Consider the following 17,450-nt stretch of genomic DNA (forward strand, 5'->3'; position numbering starts at 1 on the left):
ATGATTGCTTCTCTTACTTCTTACGACTTTATCCTTGAAGCCTTATTTAGCGCAGCTTCATAAAGAATTGGTATAAGCGAATTTCTACAGTACCGCCAGCAGGTGTAAACTTAATAGCATTAAACAGCAAATTCCAAAATACTTGCTGTAAACGAGTGGGATCTCCCAAAACAAAACATGCGTTCGGTGTTAAAACACTGTGCAGTTGAATATTTTTAGCTTGGGCTGCTAACTGAACACTCTCTAGCACTAGCGAAATTATAGATACTAAATCTACAGAGTAAATATTTAGGGTGAGTTTACCTTGCAGAATTTGAGAAATATTTAAAAGGTCTTCTATCATTTGAGCCAACAATTTTGCATTGCGCTCAATAATGGCTATAGCTTCAGTTTTTTTAGACTCTTTTAATTGGTTGTTAGTAAGTAGCTTACACCAACCGAGTATAGGATTAAGTGGCGATCGCAATTCATGAGATAAGACGCTAAGAAATTCATCTTTAATTCGGTTAGTTGCTTCTGCTTCTGCCCGTGCAGCTTGTTCTAGTTGCAGCAATTGTTCTCGTTCTTGCTCTGTCTGCTTACGTGCCGTAATGTCCTCAATGATGCCATCAATTACCGTAATCTCATTGTTTGCGATCGAAGTCTGACTAATTCGCACCCAAATTTCATTGCCATCCGCTCGCTGTAAAAGTACTTCGCGTTCGGGTGAATCGCCAGTTTGCTTGAGTTCTTGCAAGAGTGTGGCATAATCTTCTGGCTGAAAGTAAGGCGCAAGGGTGTGGCTTTCTGGAATTTTATTTAAGGAATTTATACCCAGCAGATGCAGAAATGCAGCATTACTTTCTAATAAAACATCATCTACTGTCAGCCGATAAACTCCTACATTTAGTTGATCGAGCAGGGTTTGAAAGCGCAATTCTAGACCTTGAACTTTACGTTTAGTTGCAGCCCGTTCTACTGCAAAACGTACCGCTATAGGTAAGCGCATATAATGACGCGCAGACTTAACCACGTAATCGTCTAATCCTGACTTCATCGCCTTTACTGCAATTTCTTCTGAACCGCTATTCGTAAACATCACTATCGGCAGTTCGGGATAACGGCTTTTAAATTTTTGCACAACAGTTATACCATCACTCCATCGCAGTTGATAGTCAGTAATTACTACATCAAAATTTCCGATTGATAACGCCTCTTCTAGTTCTTCTGGACGAATAATTTGCGTAATTTTAAGATCGGCAAACTCTTGTTGCAATGCGTGAATTGCTAACAAGCGATCGTGAGGATTATCGTCTATCAGAAGAATGTGTAATACCATTTCAACTTCAGGTTTTTAAAGATAATATGTAAGCTAACAAGAATAATTTATGCAGTTCCAATTTGTGGTTTCTCATTAAAAACTATCCAATGTCGGTTAAGAATATCGATAATTTCGACTAAATTATTAAAAGCAACAGGTTTGACCATATAAGCGTTAACACCTAAGTCATAAAGGTGATTAACGTCGGCATATTCCCGTGAAGAAGTCAGAACCACGACTGGCATCCGTTTAAGTATAGGTTGCTGCCGTAACCACATCAAAACCTCAGCCCCAGAGCGGCGCGGAAGTTTGAGATCGAGTAATACCAGTACTGGTAAAGGATAATGGCTACGTTCGCTATAAGGTTCCTTTCCAGATAAGTAAAGCACAGCCGCATCTCCATCGTTCACTACTTGAAGTGGGTTAATAATGCCAGCTTTGCGGAAAGCTCTTTGGATCAAAAGAATATCTTTTGGATTATCCTCTACTAATAAAATTGTGTCCTGTGCCTGTAAAGAATTCATTTCATGCCTGTAGTTAATAGCATTTTCATATCTCAGCAATTTCTCCTAAATAATTGAGATTTTACATCTACCTGACTGCTTATCAGTGTTAGCTCTTTGACATAAAATCGTGTTGTCTAACTTTGCTTTAAAATTCACTTAAAATATGTCTCAATGCCCAAAAACACTGAGATTTACCCTGTAATAAACCTAAGCAATCCTGAATTTTTTGTCTTCTGTCGCAAGTATTAAGAACTAATGTAATTGTTCTTCAAAACAACTTTTGGCAAACTAAAAAAGAAGCGACTGCCTTGACCTAGCTGCGATTCTACACCAGAAAAACCACCCATTTTTTCTAAGGCTTTACGTATAATAGCTAACCCAATACCTGTCCCTGGATAAATTTCTATACCATGAAGTCGTTCAAATACTTGGAAAATACGTTCCTGATGTTCTGGCGCAATGCCGATACCATTGTCAACTACCCACAATTTGATCCAACTTTTATCTTCTTGAATATACTCTTGGGAGTAAATATGTATTAAAGGTAATACGCCTGGTTGGACAAACTTGATGGCGTTGCTAATCAAATTTATGAGCGCTTGGATCAGTGTAGGATAGTGAGCCATTACCTGCACTAAAGGAATGTCAACTGTAATTTGAGCTTGTCTTTCCTGGATTTGTTCTTGTAATTTTTTGAGTGCTTCGTTAACTACAACAACTAAGTCAACGGGTTGAATTTCAATTTCGCTTCGACTCAGACGGCTGTAAGACAGCAAATCAGTAATTAAGCCGTCCATTTGCATGGCACCTTCATTAATATAGTTGAGGTAGCTTTCTCCAAAAGAATCTAGTTGACTGCCGTAGTCTTCTTGTAATGCCTGAGCAAAGCCTTGTATAGTGCGTAAAGGTGCGCGCAAGTCATGAGAAATGGAGTAACTAAAAGCTTCCAAGTCTTGATTACTTTCTTGTAGTTGGCCAGTGCGTTCTAAAACACGATGCTCTAGTTCTTCGGCATAAGTTTGCAGTTGTTGACGGAGTTGAGATTGTTGAATGGCGATCGCTAACTGTTCTGTGACTTCACAAGCCGTCTGCCGATTTTCGCTACTAAAAGCCTTAACGTCAGTACTGACAAGATAAAGTTCACCTATCAAAGCTCCCTGAATCTGCATCGGAATAGTTAAGCAACTATGCAACCCTGCCGCTAGCATTTGTTCTAGAATTGGCGATCGTTGCTCTAATTGAGCAATGTCTTGAATCAAACGAATTTGTCGCTGCTGTAAAACTTCAATAGCAGCAAAGTCTTCCATGGGCAGGGCTATACCTTCAGCAGACTGGAATACGCCATCACTGCCACTTTCAATCACCTGAGTTGTTTTGGTTTCTAAATCGAATAACACCAAAAATGCTTGTTGGCAATTTACGAGTTGACGCAACCGTTTTAAAGCAATTTGTATAATTTGATTACTAGGTGTAGTTGATAAAATCGCCCGATCAATTTCATGCAAATCAGCAAGGCGTTGAGCAGAGTATTGCACAATTTGAGTTTGCTCAATTGCCGTTTTCAAAGCATCTTCATAACTTCTTGACACCTTGAAGATTTGTTGTTTAATAGATGAAGTTAGAATAATGCCAATTCCCAGTGCCAAAATAATACTGCTTACACTTAGCTGTATTGTTGTCTCACGTACCGTTTCATTGCGCTGGGCTAGTAGCTGTTCTTCTGTGGCAATAAAATCATTAATGTGACGGCGGATAGCGTCTATTCGCTGTTTACGAGCCTTGAGGTTCAACAAAGATACCTCGTCGCCTAGCTGATAACGTTTCAGTGGCAAAGATATTAAAAGTTTCCAATTATCATATTCGCTAATCAGTTGATGGATACTTCGCTCTTGACTGGGATTATCCGATACTAAATTACTTAATTCTTGAAAAGTGGGATCAATAGTCGGTTTAGCTTTTAAATAAGGCTCTAGGAATTGTTGCTCACCTGTGAGCATATAGCCACGTAATCCTGTTTCCAAGTCTTCTAGGAGTGTCTGGGTTTGGTATGCCTGACCAATTACCTGGTGTGTATGGTCTACCCATTGCAGTGCTGAAAACAAACGGCTAACCTGCCACTGCGAAATCCCAGAAAACAGCAACAAAAAAAGGCTGGGTAGAGCGATCGCTCTAGTCAGCTGACGTTGAAATATAGTTCTAGCACTTTGGAGTCGCATACTATGATGCTAGTTGTTCTGCATTTAAATTTACCTACTCCGAAGGGGTAAATAATAGGTAATAGGGAATGTAGTGATAATCTTCTTTTTCATCATGACCCAATACCCAATACTTTTCGGATAAGTGCCAAACACCACTTTGGCGGTTTGGGAAAAGGGTAAAGGGTAAGGGGCAAAGGGTGCATTTAAACCTTTTCCCTTTTACCTTTCCCCTTTAACCGAAAAGTGTTGCATCATGACCAGGTTCGGCTCGAATCGGCAAGAAGACATGTCCCGTTAACTGTATAGCCGCTTCATCCATACATATAAGCGGTTCCGACTCACTATGCTCTTGACTGTAAATATCCAAAACTACTTCCATTTAGCAGACAAAACGAGCTAAGTCCCGCTCTGGGATACAAAATCTTTGTGTTTTCCACGGTCGTAATTCGTTTTTTTTAAGAGGTTTCGCACTGTCTCTCTAGAAATTTCTGTGATAATGTTTCTTTTGTGAATTTCTTTGGTTAACAGTCTTAAACTCCAATGTGCTTGTCCTGCTAGGGGTTCGGAACAACACAATGCGATGATTTGCGCTACGGCTAAGGTTGCACCTATGTAATTAAGTTTTGACCATAATCACTGTGCAATTACTCTTGCGAGAAATATTCTCGGCAATATTTCCTTGAATCGCTTGTTGCAGTAGACTTTCACGGCTAGCCCCTAAGACAATCACATCACTGTTGTCAAGTTTTGCACAATTAAGAACAGCTTCAGAAACAGAATTGGCACGAACTGGAGTAGCCATCACTTTACCACTAACTCGGCGTTGCAGAAAGTGGACAGATTTATCGAGTAATGTTGTATCAGGAATCGAGTTAGTCGGCTGGAAAACTTGACATAGCTTGATTTGGGGCGATGTACTTAAAGAAGCCAAAGCAGGTAATAACTTAATTGCTTGGCTGGAGTTAGGGCCACCTGCCATTGGCAACAACCAACGGTCAAAGGATCTTTTATCATCCAATTTAGCCAAGATAACATCACAAGGAGCCTGTCGAATTATGGTATCCACCACTCGGCTAAAAACTCTACCAGGAGTTGATGTACTGCCTTTCCATCCCATCAACACCAAGTCAATATGTCGTTCTTTGACAGTCTCCAAAATTGCTCCAGCAACATTATGGGCAACTCGGATCTGGGTGTGAACGGGAATCCGCAAATTCTCTCCTAAAAGTATTGCCCGTTGCAAAAGTTGAAGACTTTTGCTGATTTGCACTGGTGTTTCTGATGGGATGCGGCTAGACGGAACGGTAATCACTTGTAGGCATTCTATTTCGTAATTGCGATCTTTGGCGATCGCAACTGCCATTTCCAATAAAGTCTCGGCTGTCTGAGGATGTGAAAGTGGTACTAACAACCTTCCTTTACCTGTAGCCGGAGCGCGAGTTTGGTAAACTACATAAGAAGGTGCTGATTTACGTTCTATTTGTTCGCTATTACCACTAAGTTGCTCTGCTTCTACACGGATAATATCACTACGAGTAATAATTCCTATGAGCTTGCGATTTTCTGTAACAGGTAAACAGCTGAGATGATAACGATTAAGTATATGCAGTACATGAGCCAGTGTAGCTGTGGGAGTTACTGTCACTGGCTCTGGTGTCATAATCTCGCTAATAGTTGTATCTTTGCCTAACTGTTCTGAAGCAATATTAACTAAATCTTTTTGAGTGACAATGCCAACAACTTTACCATTTTCTAAAACTGGGAAGTTGCGATGGTGAGAGTGAGAAAATGCCTGTACTGCTTCATCAGTACTCATTTGGCTAGAGAGAGTTTCCACACGCCGTTGCATCACATCTACGGCACTGAGTTGTGCTAGAAGTCCCTCTGTGCTAGGCTCCTTGGTGATGTGAATTCCTTTCCACTCTAGTAAAAGGTCGTAGAGCGATCGCCGATCGATTTTTTCCGCTACTAAATAGGCAACCACAGACGCAATCATGAGCGGTAGCACCAGATTGAAATCTGTTGTCATCTCAAATACAATGACGACTGCTGTAATTGGTACTTTAGAGACGGCGCTAAAAAAGGCAGCCATACCCACATGAGCGTAGACTGTTGCAGCACTCATTCCCAGTAAACTGTGTTCAACAGCACCCACTAAGTAACCAAGGGCAGCTCCCAACGCTAAGGTTGGAACTAGTAAACCTGCTGGCGCTCCAGAGCCGTAAGTAAAAATAATTAGGGTAAACTGAACTAAAAGAGCGATCGCTGCAAATGACCAATTAGCACTACCCACAAGCAGAATTTCTCTCAGCCCAGCATGATCGCGAAAGGTAGCAGGTAATAAAGCGATCGCCACACCACTTACTAACCCAGCAATTCCAATTCGCCAGGGTAAACTCACGTGTAGGCGGCGGTTAATTGCTAGACTCTCAAGAATACCTTTATTAAATAGAATGCCTAGAAGTCCCGCTAGAACTCCCAAAATTAAGTAGAAAGGGATTTCTTGAGCGAAGAAAGTTGTATCGGGAAGACCTAGATTCAGATGATTCAGATCCAGGCTATGACTACCATAGAGCCGGGAAATGACTGAAGCGATGAAAGAAGCCAAAATCGCAGTACCAAGAGTGATACCTGACACATCTTGGAGTAATTCTTCCACTACAAAAAGCACACCTGCGATCGGTGCATTAAAAGCCGCAGCCAACCCAGCCCCGGCTCCGGCGGCGATCAGTTGGCGACGATGCTCTGGTGAAGTCGGTGCCCAATTACTCAGTTGATTTGCCAAAGCTGCCCCAATTTGGACAGTTGGCCCTTCCCGTCCTAAAGGCATTCCCGAACCCAACACTAAAGTAGCGCTGATCAACTTCACCAAAGCAATCCGCAGATTTAAGGGCATTGGCACGCGAGCCAATACCGCTTTGACTTCAGACATTCCACTACCTGATGCTTCCGGTGCGAAGCGCTCTACTAGCCAACCAGCTAAAAGTCCTCCTACTAGTCCAATACCTGGTAGCACCAAGTAGGCAGGCAAAAGGTAAGAAACACGCACTCGCAATGCACCTGCCCAATCCACTGCCTGTCCTAAAAGAACTGCCGCTAACCCAGAAACTAGACCAATTAGGCAAGCTTCCACGAAAGCCAAGCGCCTCGGTTGAACCAACTGACGGGAAAGCCTCAACCAAAAAATTTTACCCTTGACTAACATATTTTTAGCGATCGCTTGTCACCAATGAAGGTATATAAATGTCTGAAATGTCTTACTGTTCACCCTATTCATAGCTTTTCGTAAAAAAATGAAATCAGAATGAAATTTTTCTATGCCTAAAGATAGATATGTGCAGTATTAGTACAGTTTTTAATTATGGGGATTCCCTTGTTAAGAGTTTCCCGTTCCCTATTCCCTCTTAATCCCGGATTTCTCACAAGATCGAGGGCAGAAGGGCAGAGGGGCAGAGGGGAAAGAACTTGGTATTTGAACTCTTCCCTGCACCCCTGCTCCCCTGCACAAGCGCGGGCTTTGAGAGATGTGGTGAGAAATCTGGGTTAATCTGGGCTATTTAGATAAACGAGTCATTTCAAACAATTGCTGGGCATTGCTTCCTAGAAAAGCATCGAAAAGTACTTGTTTTCCAGATTCCACTTCTACTAGATAGCGTTGGGCAATTTCATAATAGGCGTAAGTCCAAGGGATCTGAATTTCTGCGCCAGTGTTATCATCTAATACTGTCACCATTTCCGTTACTGCTTGAGTTGCAGTTTGCCGCAAACCACAAGCAACATTTCCCTCTATCTCTGCTTTCATCGGTACACCCAGTTTAGCCAAACCACTAGCAGTAGTATCAATATCTGGATATTCTGGGGTGTTCTGTCTGTTGATGTAGCCTGTAAAGTGGTTGACAGCATATCCGTGCAGTAACACCCAAGCCCCATACTGAGTAACCTGATTGACTTCTTCGACAACAGAACGCTTGGGAGGTTGCCAAGGACGGGTGAAGACTGGCTGGAGTTGTTTAGCAATGGTTTCAATCTTCGCGTCTTTTTGTAAAAGAGTAACGGGTGAGATCAATTGGTTTGGGATTGTAGATACTGTTTTAGAGATGAGTTGAGCAATATTAGCAGGCAATTCATCAACAATTAATTCGCTGATAAAGAGTTTGGGTAAGTTAAATTCCTCTTGTTGCGGATGATGATAATGACGGGCATAGAGATGAGTTTGAGCAAAATTATACTCTCCAGCCGCCACATAACCTAAAGCTTCTGCAAGTTGTGCGAGATAGTCAATTCCTAAGTTAACTTGACCCTGCGGACTATCTACTAATAAACGTAAAGACCGAAAGGCGATGTGGTCGTTGGCGACAGTCCCACCCGCAGCAGTAATCATTTGCTGGTAGGTACGGGCATGATTTACTCTGGTAATGTAATTTTGCCAAAGTAAATTCCATAAATTAAGGACGATTTTATTAGTCATTTGTCATTGGTCATTTGTCATTTGTCATTTGTCATTTGTCATTTGTTATTCCCTACTCCCCTAAGAACTTAAAATCTCGCTAATAATTTGAAGGGCGATTTGAATTTGGTCGCTGTCTATAACTAGAGGAGGACAGAAACGAATTGCTGCTTTACCGCAACCTAGTAATAATAAACCGCGTAAAAATGCTTCTTGGATAATGCGATCGCGCAATTCACGATCTAGATTACCTTGTTCATCTAATAAATCTACCGCAACCATCAAACCTTTACCTCGTGGCGGTGATACTTTGGGAAATCTTTGGTGCAATTCGGTAAGGCTAGCTTGTAAAAATTCTCCCATCTGGGTAGCGTTTGCCATCAAACCCTTCGGGTTCGCAGTCGCCTGTGGAGGGAAACCCTCCCGCAGCGCTGTCTCACCACTTTCTAACAATCGCAATGTGGCAATACCAGCAGCACAAGCAACGGGATTACCGCCAAATGTGGTAGCGTGAGAACCTGGAGGCCAAGTCATTAACTCTGGTCTGGCAAGTATCGCTCCTAATGGCAAACCACTGGCGATACCTTTAGCAGTAGTAATAATATCAGGCATCACTCCCCAATGCTCGATCGCAAATAAGCGACCAGTCCGCCCCATTCCCGCTTGCACTTCATCCACTACCATCAGAATACCGTGGCGATCGCAAATATCCCGAATCCGTTTTAAGAAACCATCCTCTGGTACGATATACCCACCCTCTCCCTGAATCGGTTCAACTACGATCGCGGCTACTTCTTGCGGTGGTAAAATTGTCCCAAATAGCTGTTGTTCCAGGTAATCTAAGCTGGCGTGAGTGCCGTAGGGAATATGTGTCACCCCAGGAACTAAAGGACCAAAATTCGCTCGTTGCACTGCTTTGGAACCCGTCAGAGACATTGCCCCATAGGTGCGTCCGTGAAATGCGCCTAAGAAGGCTACAATTAGCGATCGCTTGGTGTAATATCGAGCTAGTTTAAGCGCTCCTTCGTTTGACTCTGCCCCGGAATTGGTAAAAAATACTTTTGCGGGGAATGCACTGTTACTGTGTAGTTGAGGAAAAGGGGCGCGAATCGCTAATTGTTCCGCTAATTCCACCATCGGTTCATAATAAAAATCCGTCCCTGACATGTGCAGCAGACGTTCGGATTGTTCTTGAATTGCTTTGACAACTTCCGGGTGGGCGTGTCCGGTGGCGGTAACGGCTATACCTGCGGTCATATCCAGAAATACATTGCCATCCACATCTTCTACCATACAACCCTGACCGCGAGATACTACTAACGGGTAATCGCGGGTGTAAGAAGGGGAAGTGACGGCGCGATCGCGTTGTACAATTGCTTGAGCGCGAGGGCCGGGTAAGGAAGTTATTAATCGGGGTGTACGAGGTAAATTTAGGTTAATAGGGATACTTAACATTATTTTTTCTATTTTTTTAAAGATTACTGATGATTAAACGCTAAAGTTTGATTGGTTACAGTAGCATTTGATGCCATTGATATAGGAGTTACGCATTTAACGAAAAAGCTTTATAGTAAAGATTTTCGTATTTTGTAAGACTTTGCCCGTGTTTATAACACAACTTCTGCGATCGCGTCATATTACATTTTCTGAAGCAAGCATAACAGCTGTACAAGCTACAGAACATTTGTTGAGAGAACCTGTATTACATCCACAGGAGAATTGCTGTATGCAAAAATTAATATAACTTTCTGAGATAATTAACGAATGACTTGGGCATCTGGACAAAAGTTACACCGCGATCGGTATGAAATTAAGCAACAGTTAGGACAGGGGAACTTTGCGATTACTTATCTTGCTGAGGATCGGGATGGCAAGAATGTTGTGATTAAAACATTGGATTCCAATTTGCTCAATCAGTTAAGTAACGAAGACCGCGATCGCTTAAAATCAGGTTTTGCTGATGAATCCCGCAAACATTTGAAAAGGATTTTATTTGTCAGTTATTGAGCGAGGATCTTATGCAGGAGTCAGTCATTTATCAGGATATTTTGCAGAAGGGCGAACAAAAAGAAGCGGTTAGATTCTGTATATCTTTACTTAATGAACGTTTTGGTGAAATAGATTCGTCAATTATTGAGAGAGTTCAAGTTTTAAACAAGGAAAAGCTAGAAGCATGAGGAAGGATGCTTTTGAGAATTTCATCTCTAGATGATTTATTTATTTGGTTAGATAAGCAGGAAAATAATTAATTTTAGGTGTCGACAAACTATAAAGTGATAAAACCAGAGGTAAAAACTCCGGCTTTTTATATAGTTATACTAATTGTGAAAAAAGAATGCAACAAATAGACCATTTGTAGAGACGCGATGAATCGCGTCTTTTGCCAAGGATGTGTTGCAATCATCAATTGAAATGGTATTTTTTTAATAAAAATTCAAGTACGGTTCAATTAAGAGTTATTGGTGTAGATAATTGGTTTTTAAAGACGCGATAAATCGCCGTCTATACAAGTGTTTTGGTCTTATCTGAATTGTATTAAATAAATTAAAAATAGCTAATTTACACCCACTCAACTAAAAAACTTCTCTACGCATCTAACGAATATTTCCACACCCATTCCCAAGGCCGTTTCGTCAAAATCAAACCGGGGATGATGATGAGGATACGCCAAATCTTTCTCTGGATTCGCAGAACCTAAAAAGAAATAGCAACCAGGAACCTCTTGCAAGAAAAATGACATATCCTCAGCAGCCATAGTTTGGCATTCTGGCACAATTCCTAACGGCGTTTCTACCACTTCTTCTGCTACAGTTCGCACCAATTCTGCTATCTTAATATCATTAATTACTGGTGGATAAAGTGCCCAGTATTCTAAGTCATAACTCGCACCATGACTTTGACAAATTCCAGCAATAATCTGCTCAACACGCTGGTTGAAAAAGCCCTTCAAACTAGGATTAAAATACCTGACAGTGGCACTCATTCTTGCTGTATCAGCAATCACATTTCCCCTAGTTCCAGCATGAAGTTCACCCACTGTCACCACTGCCGAATCAATGGGATTGACATTTCGAGCGACAATGGTTTGCAAAGCATTTACAATTTGGGCAGCAACTACCACAGAATCTACAGTTTGATGGGGTAGTGCGCCATGTCCACCTTTGCCCAAAATTGTGCAGTTAAAGGACTCTACAGCAGCCATCAACGCCCCAGCCCGCACACCCACTGTTCCCAAGGGTAAGTTATTCCACAAGTGCAAACCGATAATTGCGTCAACATCAGGATTTTTCAGTACCCCAGCTTCAATCATCGGCTTTGCACCACCGGGTGATTCTTCTGCTGGCTGAAAAATAACTTTCACAGTACCGGAGAAGTCTTGGCGATGCTGCTGGAGATAGTAAGCTGTACCTAATGCGATCGCAGTATGTCCATCGTGTCCACAAGCGTGCATCACTCCATCATGCTGCGATTTGTAGGGTACTTCGTTAAGTTCTTGGATTGGCAAAGCATCCATATCTGCCCGAATCCCTAAAACTTTCTCTGCACCTTGTTTGTTACCTGTAATCATGGCAACAATACCAGTGTGAGCAATGCCAGTTTGATGCTCAATTCCCCACTCTTGCAGCTTTTGTGATATAAACTCAGCAGTCAGTTTTTCTTGAAAACCCAACTCTGGTTGTTGATGCAATCGCCGCCGCCACTCTACCAATTGTGGTTGCAATGAGCGAATTGCCAACCGGATGCGAGATAGATCGATAGAAGAGGGATTGGGAAAGGTAGAAACCATTATGAAGACAAGCTAGTTTTAAGTACAGCTAACTTAGTTTATCGTAGGGAATGGCGAAGAATCATCATCAGGAATCTTCTTCACCAGTAAACCAAAAAGTTTTTTCCAAAAAGCGATACCTGCGGCGAGCGGCTATCCAGATACACCTTGAAAAGATCGGATTACCGCCAATTTTGTGAAAATTAATTCTGCAACCAACCAGCCATGACAGCAACTATTAAAAATACACCCATCGCCAAACGGTAGAAAACAAAAATCCAGGTACTGCGTTTTTCCAGGTAGCGAAGGAGTCCCCAAATTGCGGCAAAAGCGGAAATGCTAGCGGAGATTAAGCCTACCAACAAAGTTAACCAACCGACTGTACTCAGTCCTGCTTTTGTAAGAGTATGGAGTTCCACAGCACCGGCTAAAATCACGGCTGGTAAACCCAATAAAAAAGAAAATCGGGCAGATGTCTCCCGTTCCATACCCAAAAATAACCCAGCAGTGAGGGTGGAACCAGAGCGAGAAACGCCAGGTATCAAAGCAAAAGCTTGAGCAACTCCTACCCAAATGCCATCCCAGAGGGTGAGGTTGTTGAAAGTGCGATCGCGTCCTCCACGTTTTTCAGCGATCGCTAGCAATGCTGACATAATAATTGAAGCCGCACCGATAACTACTAACCCTCGCATTGGTGAGTTACAAGCGTTCAGAATTGGTTTGAGTAGCACGCCAGCCACAGCAATGGGCAAGGTTCCAATTAATAAGCCCAACATCAGTTGCAAAGAACTAGATTGATAGTCTTGTCCGCTAATTGCTCTAACCGTCTCTCCGGTTAATTTTTTTAAGTCTTGCCAAAAATAGACTAAAACAGCACTCAAGCTAGCTAACTGCATTGCTGCTGAAAAAGCAGATCCCGGATCTTTCAGTCCCAGTAGAGTTGGCACTATCCGCAAATGAGCAGTACTGCTAATTGGTAGTAGTTCTGTAATTCCCTGAACGATGCCTAAAATAATTACGTCAATCCAGCTAAGGTTAGCAAAGTCTAGATTCACTTCACTACCATTGCCACAGACTGCACTCGCCACCACAAAAGAAAGCATCATATCAGGCGTAAATAATTTACTTTTAATCAAACACCGACAAAGTAACTTATGTTAGTGACGCTTCTGTGACTAAGACATGGCACTTGGATGACATCTATAGTAAGGGATTGGGGAATGGGGCAGGGGGCGGGGGGCAGGGGGCAGGGGGACAAGGAGAATAACTATCCCCAATTTCCAATGCCCAATTCCCAATTCAAAGCATCAATGTTTCCCAATCTAAATCTGATGCTACTTGAGCAAGTTTATCTAAATCAGTCAGGTTATCTAGATAGGGCAAGCAGCCTAAAACTGGCGTGTTAGTAAGCGATTGAATCAATTGCTGTGGTGTCCAATCGGCTATTTCTGCATCAGTTCGGGGTTGTACACAGTTCAAAATAATGCCTTTGAGATTGATGCGCGATCGCGTAGCTAATGCGACATTGGCCACTGCTTGAGCGATCGCACCTAATCTAACTGGCACTACTAATACTGTTGGTAAACGCCATTCCCCTGCTAAATCAGCCACCGTTAACTCCTCAGTTACAGGCGAACCTAACCCTCCTAAAGCTTCTACAAGCACAAAATCACGATGCGATCGCAACTTGGACAAAGCTTGCCAAACCACTCCTAAATCAACTTGGCGATTTTCTCGGGCGGCGGCGATGGGAGGCGCTAAAGGTGCTTCAAAGTATAACGGTGTAATTTCCTCTGAGGATTGTTCTAGCGTAAATAGCTTTTGATACCATTCGCGATCGCCAATTCCTGATTGAATCGGTTTCATGATTCCCCAACTACGGTGTGGGTAATATTTTTGCCAATAGGCTGCTAACGCTGTTGTTAAAACAGTTTTGCCAGCTTCGGTATCAGTTCCAGTAACTAGTAGTGTATTTAACATTAATTTCTTTGGCCAGAAAATGGTTGTGTTCCATCAGTCGGCGGCAAGGTTGGTGTTTCACCAATGGTCGGAGTTGGAATCGGTGTCTGTGTGGGAATTGGTAACGGTGTCTCTGTAGGAATTGGAATCGGTGTCTGTGTGGGAATTGGAATCGGTGTTTCTGTGGGAATTGGAATCGGTGTCTGTGTAGGAATTGGAATCGGTGTTTCTGTAGGAATTGGGAACGGTGTCTCTGTAGGAATCGGAGTCGGTGTTGCTGTCGGAGTTGGTATGACTGGTTTTTCTAATGAAACATTCAGGTTGTAATTGCTTTCGGCAACTCCTGAAACCAGTGTTAATTCAATAGTATACCTACCAGTAACCAGCAATATTCCTTCATAAGCTGTTACTGGTTGGGTATTATTATTGACTGGTTCATTAGGACTTAAAACTTTTAGCAATACGTTGGTTCCTGGGTCAATAAACGCAGTTAACTTTTCACCTTGCCGCCCAAAAAAAGTATATTGGATGATTTGATTCGTTTTAAGAGTATCTGTAACTGTGACTGTTTTATTTGCTCCGAGATTGAGCCGCTTAGAAATAGGTTGCTCAGTAGTAGGTGTGGGTGTGGCTGTGAATGTAGTACCACCAGAAATAACTGGTGAAGGGAAATTTTGCGGAAGTGTCTCTGTTGGTGATGGTTTTGACTGACTGCGGATAGAACTTACCAGTGCCCAAGAACCAAATCCGGCAACGATCACTACAGCAGTGGCAATTGCCCCGATCGCTAATGGATTATCCAAGACTGAACTAGTAGAACTTGGTGGAATCACAGGATCGGGTTGTTTCTTTGGCGAAGCTGGTGGTACTGAGTCAGGACGGCGACCAACAGCCATTGTCTGCAAGTTCGACGCATTCAGGGGAGGAAGGCTGACTTGCTCTAAAGGTTGTAGTGCTTGAGATACACTAGCAGCACTTTGATAGCGATCGCTCGGTAGATGATTCAACATTCGATTCAAAACTTGGGCAAATCGCGGACTTACTTTTACCCATCGCTGCCAATTCCAAGTTAGTTGGTTTTCGTCAAATAACTCCCTTGGTTCTTTACCAGTCAGCAAAACAATCGCACTCACCGCTAAAGCATACAAGTCACTGCTAGGGTAAGCTCCCCCCGTTTGCATTTGTTCACTCGGAGAGTAGCCTAATTTTCCCACAGTGGTTTCTGGCATAGCGCTCTCTGGCGATCGCAAACGTGTTGCTAGTTCCTTTACCACCCCAAAGTCAATTAACACAGGTTTCGCGTCACTATCTCGCAAAATAATGTTTTCTGGCGAGATATCGCGGTGAATAATCCCTCGGCTGTGAATATGCTCTAAAACAGGCAATAACGACTGTATTAGCTGCAAGATTTCAGCCTCTGTGAAAGTTCGACCAACAGCTAGCCGTTCATCCAGCATATTGCGGTAAGTCTGACCTGCAACATAGTCTTCCACCAAAAACAAGCGCTCGTCTTGCTCAAATCTTTCCCGAAATTTAGGAACTTGTGGATGTTCAATTTGATACAAAATGGCAGCTTCTCGGTGAAAAAGCTCTTGTGCTTTCTGCAAAGCCAAAGTCTCCGTTGCTGTTGAAATCAATTCTTTGATCGCACAAAGTTCGTTAAAGCGCCTCTGGTCTTCTGCCAGATAGGTTCTACCAAATCCTCCTTGTCCGAGAATTTGAATTATGCGGTAACGGTTTTGCAAGACAGTGCCAACTGTAATGGGTGGTTGCATGATCGATTGATTGAGTGTATTGGCAACTAAGGAGGAAGTAACCCCCAGTTAGGAGTATACGCAAAGTCACGCTTTAAGTCTCTTATGTAATTTTGATAACACATTAAAAGAGGCAGGGGGCAGGGGGCAGGGGGCAGGGGGCAGAGGGCAGGGGGCAGGGGGCAGGGGGCAGAGGGCAGGGAGCAGGGGAGCAGGGGAGAGACTGAGATAGAGCTTGTACTCTGCCCAAGTCTTGCGTCCTTCTAGGACGAGGCTTTTATACCCATGTTCCCCTTTGCTTTACCCAAAGGACTAGAATGTACACACAAGTCTTTTAAAGTTGCTGCGTAACGTAGGATAGGTTAATTTTTGTAGGTCGATGCAACAAAGATGCAGGTCGATACAACAAACGTGCAGGTTGATGCAACAAAGATGCAGGTCGATACAACAAACGTGCAGGTTGATGCAACAAAGATGCAGGTCGATACAACAAACGTGCAGATCAAGAGACTTGTGTGTACACCATAGCTCAGAGGAGAAAGGCTTGCTCTCCCTGCCCCCTGCTCCCTGCCCCCTGCTCCCTGCTCCCTGCCCCCTGCCCCCTGCTCCCTGCCCCCTGCCCCCTGCCCCCTGCCTCTTGCCTCAAGTTCGTCGATTAACTAGGGTAGCGCTAGCTTGGTCAACAGGCATCAACACAACTTCATTAATATTCACATGGGGCGATCGCGTCACGCAGAAAAATATCACATCAGCCACATCATCTGCTGTCAGGGGTGTAACTCCTTGGTAGACCTTTTTGGCGCGTTCAGCATCTCCGTGAAAGCGCACCTCGCTAAATTCCGTTTCTACCATACCAGGATCGACGGAAGTTACACGTACCTGCGTTCCTAAGAGGTCTTGTTTTAAACCTTCAGAAATTGCTCTGACAGCAGCTTTGGTTGCACAGTAGACATTACCACCGGGATAGGTTTGATGCCCAGCAATGGAACCTAAATTTACCACGTGGCCGCGATCGCGGCTCACCATTCCCGGAACGACATAGCGGGAAAGGTAAAGTAAACCCTTAACGTTAGTATCAATCATCTCTTCCCAGTCTTGAAAGCTACCTTCGTGCAACTTGTCTAAACCACGACTTAAACCAGCATTATTAATGAGAATGTCGATGTTAGACCAGGCAGACGGTAGAGTAGAGATAGCAGATTCCACAGCGTTGCGATCGCGCACATCTAGCTCTAGCAAATGAATTTCAGTACCAAATTCTTTAATGAGAGTATCTGCTAGCTGCTGCAAACGTTCAAACCGTCGTGCCGCTAAGATCAGTTTTGCACCCGCACCAGCGAAGATTCTCGCACAAGCAGTACCAATACCACTACTTGCACCAGCGATCAAAATGATTTGATTTTCTAGAGAAGTCATTAGGATAGTTAGGAGTTATATAGTTATGAATTATGAATTAGTACTAGTTTCATAGTTCATAATTTACCATCAGTCGCTCCTAACTCCTAACTCTTGTACAGACG

Annotated in this window: 14 protein-coding genes and 1 pseudogene; 2 read left to right on the forward strand and 13 right to left on the reverse strand. The window is 43.1% G+C overall.

Going from position 1 to position 17,450, the window contains the following annotated elements; translation table 11 throughout:
- Positions 1-46: 46 nt before the first annotated feature.
- From RMZ41_RS29675 to RMZ41_RS29705, 7 genes and pseudogenes are all read right to left on the reverse strand, one after another.
- Positions 47-1,318, reverse strand: coding sequence for a response regulator (locus RMZ41_RS29675; RefSeq protein WP_322642985.1), 1,272 nt, complete (start codon positions 1,316-1,318; stop codon positions 47-49).
- Positions 1,319-1,365: 47 nt separating this feature from the next.
- The gene (locus RMZ41_RS29680; RefSeq protein WP_322642986.1) at positions 1,366-1,824 is read right to left on the reverse strand and encodes a response regulator; all 459 of its coding nucleotides are present in this window, start codon (positions 1,822-1,824) and stop codon (positions 1,366-1,368) included.
- A 227-nt stretch (positions 1,825-2,051) separates the two neighbouring features.
- Complete coding sequence (locus tag RMZ41_RS29685; RefSeq protein ID WP_322642987.1) at positions 2,052-4,022, reverse strand: CHASE3 domain-containing protein; 1,971 nt, start codon at positions 4,020-4,022, stop codon at positions 2,052-2,054.
- 232 nt (positions 4,023-4,254) lie between these two features.
- A pseudogene (locus RMZ41_RS29690) lies at positions 4,255-4,601 on the reverse strand (IS630 family transposase); the annotation flags it as partial.
- Between the two features lie 19 nt (positions 4,602-4,620).
- Positions 4,621-7,209 (reverse strand): chloride channel protein, encoded by a 2,589-nt coding sequence (locus RMZ41_RS29695; protein WP_322642988.1) that lies wholly within the window; start codon positions 7,207-7,209, stop codon positions 4,621-4,623.
- A gap of 348 nt (positions 7,210-7,557) precedes the next feature.
- Positions 7,558-8,472 (reverse strand): DUF1338 domain-containing protein, encoded by a 915-nt coding sequence (locus RMZ41_RS29700; RefSeq protein ID WP_322642989.1) that lies wholly within the window; start codon positions 8,470-8,472, stop codon positions 7,558-7,560.
- 60 nt (positions 8,473-8,532) lie between these two features.
- Positions 8,533-9,906, reverse strand: a complete 1,374-nt coding sequence (locus tag RMZ41_RS29705; RefSeq protein WP_322642990.1) for an acetyl ornithine aminotransferase family protein — start codon at positions 9,904-9,906, stop codon at positions 8,533-8,535.
- Between the two features lie 309 nt (positions 9,907-10,215).
- On the opposite strand from RMZ41_RS29705, the gene RMZ41_RS29710 reads away from it, so the two are divergent.
- On the forward strand, positions 10,216-10,458 hold the full coding sequence (locus RMZ41_RS29710; protein ID WP_322642991.1) for a hypothetical protein: 243 nt from the start codon (positions 10,216-10,218) through the stop codon (positions 10,456-10,458).
- 11 nt (positions 10,459-10,469) lie between these two features.
- Entirely contained in the window at positions 10,470-10,628 is a 159-nt protein-coding gene (locus tag RMZ41_RS29715) for a DUF4351 domain-containing protein (RefSeq protein WP_322642992.1), read from the forward strand.
- A gap of 392 nt (positions 10,629-11,020) precedes the next feature.
- Here RMZ41_RS29715 and RMZ41_RS29720 read toward each other — a convergent pair whose 3' ends face one another.
- The 6 genes from RMZ41_RS29720 to RMZ41_RS29745 all read right to left on the reverse strand — a co-directional run bounded on the left by RMZ41_RS29720 (position 11,021) and on the right by RMZ41_RS29745 (position 17,346).
- Positions 11,021-12,238, reverse strand: a complete 1,218-nt coding sequence (locus tag RMZ41_RS29720) for a M20 family metallopeptidase (protein WP_322642993.1) — start codon at positions 12,236-12,238, stop codon at positions 11,021-11,023.
- 182 nt (positions 12,239-12,420) lie between these two features.
- Positions 12,421-13,323 carry an undecaprenyl-diphosphate phosphatase gene (locus RMZ41_RS29725; protein ID WP_322642994.1) on the reverse strand — a complete coding sequence of 301 codons (903 nt, stop codon included), beginning with the start codon at positions 13,321-13,323 and terminating at the stop codon, positions 12,421-12,423.
- A gap of 193 nt (positions 13,324-13,516) precedes the next feature.
- Positions 13,517-14,197, reverse strand: a complete 681-nt coding sequence (gene bioD, locus RMZ41_RS29730; protein WP_322642995.1) for a dethiobiotin synthase — start codon at positions 14,195-14,197, stop codon at positions 13,517-13,519.
- Positions 14,197-15,951, reverse strand: coding sequence for a serine/threonine-protein kinase (locus RMZ41_RS29735; RefSeq protein ID WP_322642996.1), 1,755 nt, complete (start codon positions 15,949-15,951; stop codon positions 14,197-14,199). The genes bioD and RMZ41_RS29735 overlap by 1 nt, the downstream gene beginning before the upstream one ends.
- A 313-nt stretch (positions 15,952-16,264) precedes the next feature.
- The gene (locus RMZ41_RS29740) at positions 16,265-16,423 is read right to left on the reverse strand and encodes a hypothetical protein (RefSeq protein WP_322642997.1); all 159 of its coding nucleotides are present in this window, start codon (positions 16,421-16,423) and stop codon (positions 16,265-16,267) included.
- 149 nt (positions 16,424-16,572) lie between these two features.
- Positions 16,573-17,346, reverse strand: a complete 774-nt coding sequence (locus RMZ41_RS29745) for an SDR family oxidoreductase (protein WP_322641189.1) — start codon at positions 17,344-17,346, stop codon at positions 16,573-16,575.
- Positions 17,347-17,450: the final 104 nt, after the last annotated feature.

Source organism: Nostoc sp. DedVER02, from assembly GCF_034530675.2.
Lineage (GTDB): Bacteria > Cyanobacteriota > Cyanobacteriia > Cyanobacteriales > Nostocaceae > Nostoc.

Excerpts from the sequence above, each read along its gene's own strand:
- RMZ41_RS29700 (WP_322642989.1), bottom strand. The coding sequence starts at position 8,472 with ATGACTAATAAAATCGTCCTTAATTTATGGAATTTACTTTGGCAAAAT.
- RMZ41_RS29710 (WP_322642991.1), top strand. The coding sequence starts at position 10,216 with ATGACTTGGGCATCTGGACAAAAGTTACACCGCGATCGGTATGAAATT.
- RMZ41_RS29720 (WP_322642993.1), bottom strand. The coding sequence starts at position 12,238 with ATGGTTTCTACCTTTCCCAATCCCTCTTCTATCGATCTATCTCGCATC.
- RMZ41_RS29725 (WP_322642994.1), bottom strand. The coding sequence starts at position 13,323 with ATGATGCTTTCTTTTGTGGTGGCGAGTGCAGTCTGTGGCAATGGTAGT.
- RMZ41_RS29695 (WP_322642988.1), bottom strand. The coding sequence starts at position 7,209 with ATGTTAGTCAAGGGTAAAATTTTTTGGTTGAGGCTTTCCCGTCAGTTG.
- bioD (WP_322642995.1), bottom strand. The coding sequence starts at position 14,197 with ATGTTAAATACACTACTAGTTACTGGAACTGATACCGAAGCTGGCAAA.
- RMZ41_RS29705 (WP_322642990.1), bottom strand. The coding sequence starts at position 9,906 with ATGTTAAGTATCCCTATTAACCTAAATTTACCTCGTACACCCCGATTA.
- RMZ41_RS29675 (WP_322642985.1), bottom strand. The coding sequence starts at position 1,318 with ATGGTATTACACATTCTTCTGATAGACGATAATCCTCACGATCGCTTG.
- RMZ41_RS29735 (WP_322642996.1), bottom strand. The coding sequence starts at position 15,951 with ATGCAACCACCCATTACAGTTGGCACTGTCTTGCAAAACCGTTACCGC.
- RMZ41_RS29715 (WP_322642992.1), top strand. The coding sequence starts at position 10,470 with ATGCAGGAGTCAGTCATTTATCAGGATATTTTGCAGAAGGGCGAACAA.
- RMZ41_RS29685 (WP_322642987.1), bottom strand. The coding sequence starts at position 4,022 with ATGCGACTCCAAAGTGCTAGAACTATATTTCAACGTCAGCTGACTAGA.
- RMZ41_RS29745 (WP_322641189.1), bottom strand. The coding sequence starts at position 17,346 with ATGACTTCTCTAGAAAATCAAATCATTTTGATCGCTGGTGCAAGTAGT.
- RMZ41_RS29680 (WP_322642986.1), bottom strand. The coding sequence starts at position 1,824 with ATGAATTCTTTACAGGCACAGGACACAATTTTATTAGTAGAGGATAAT.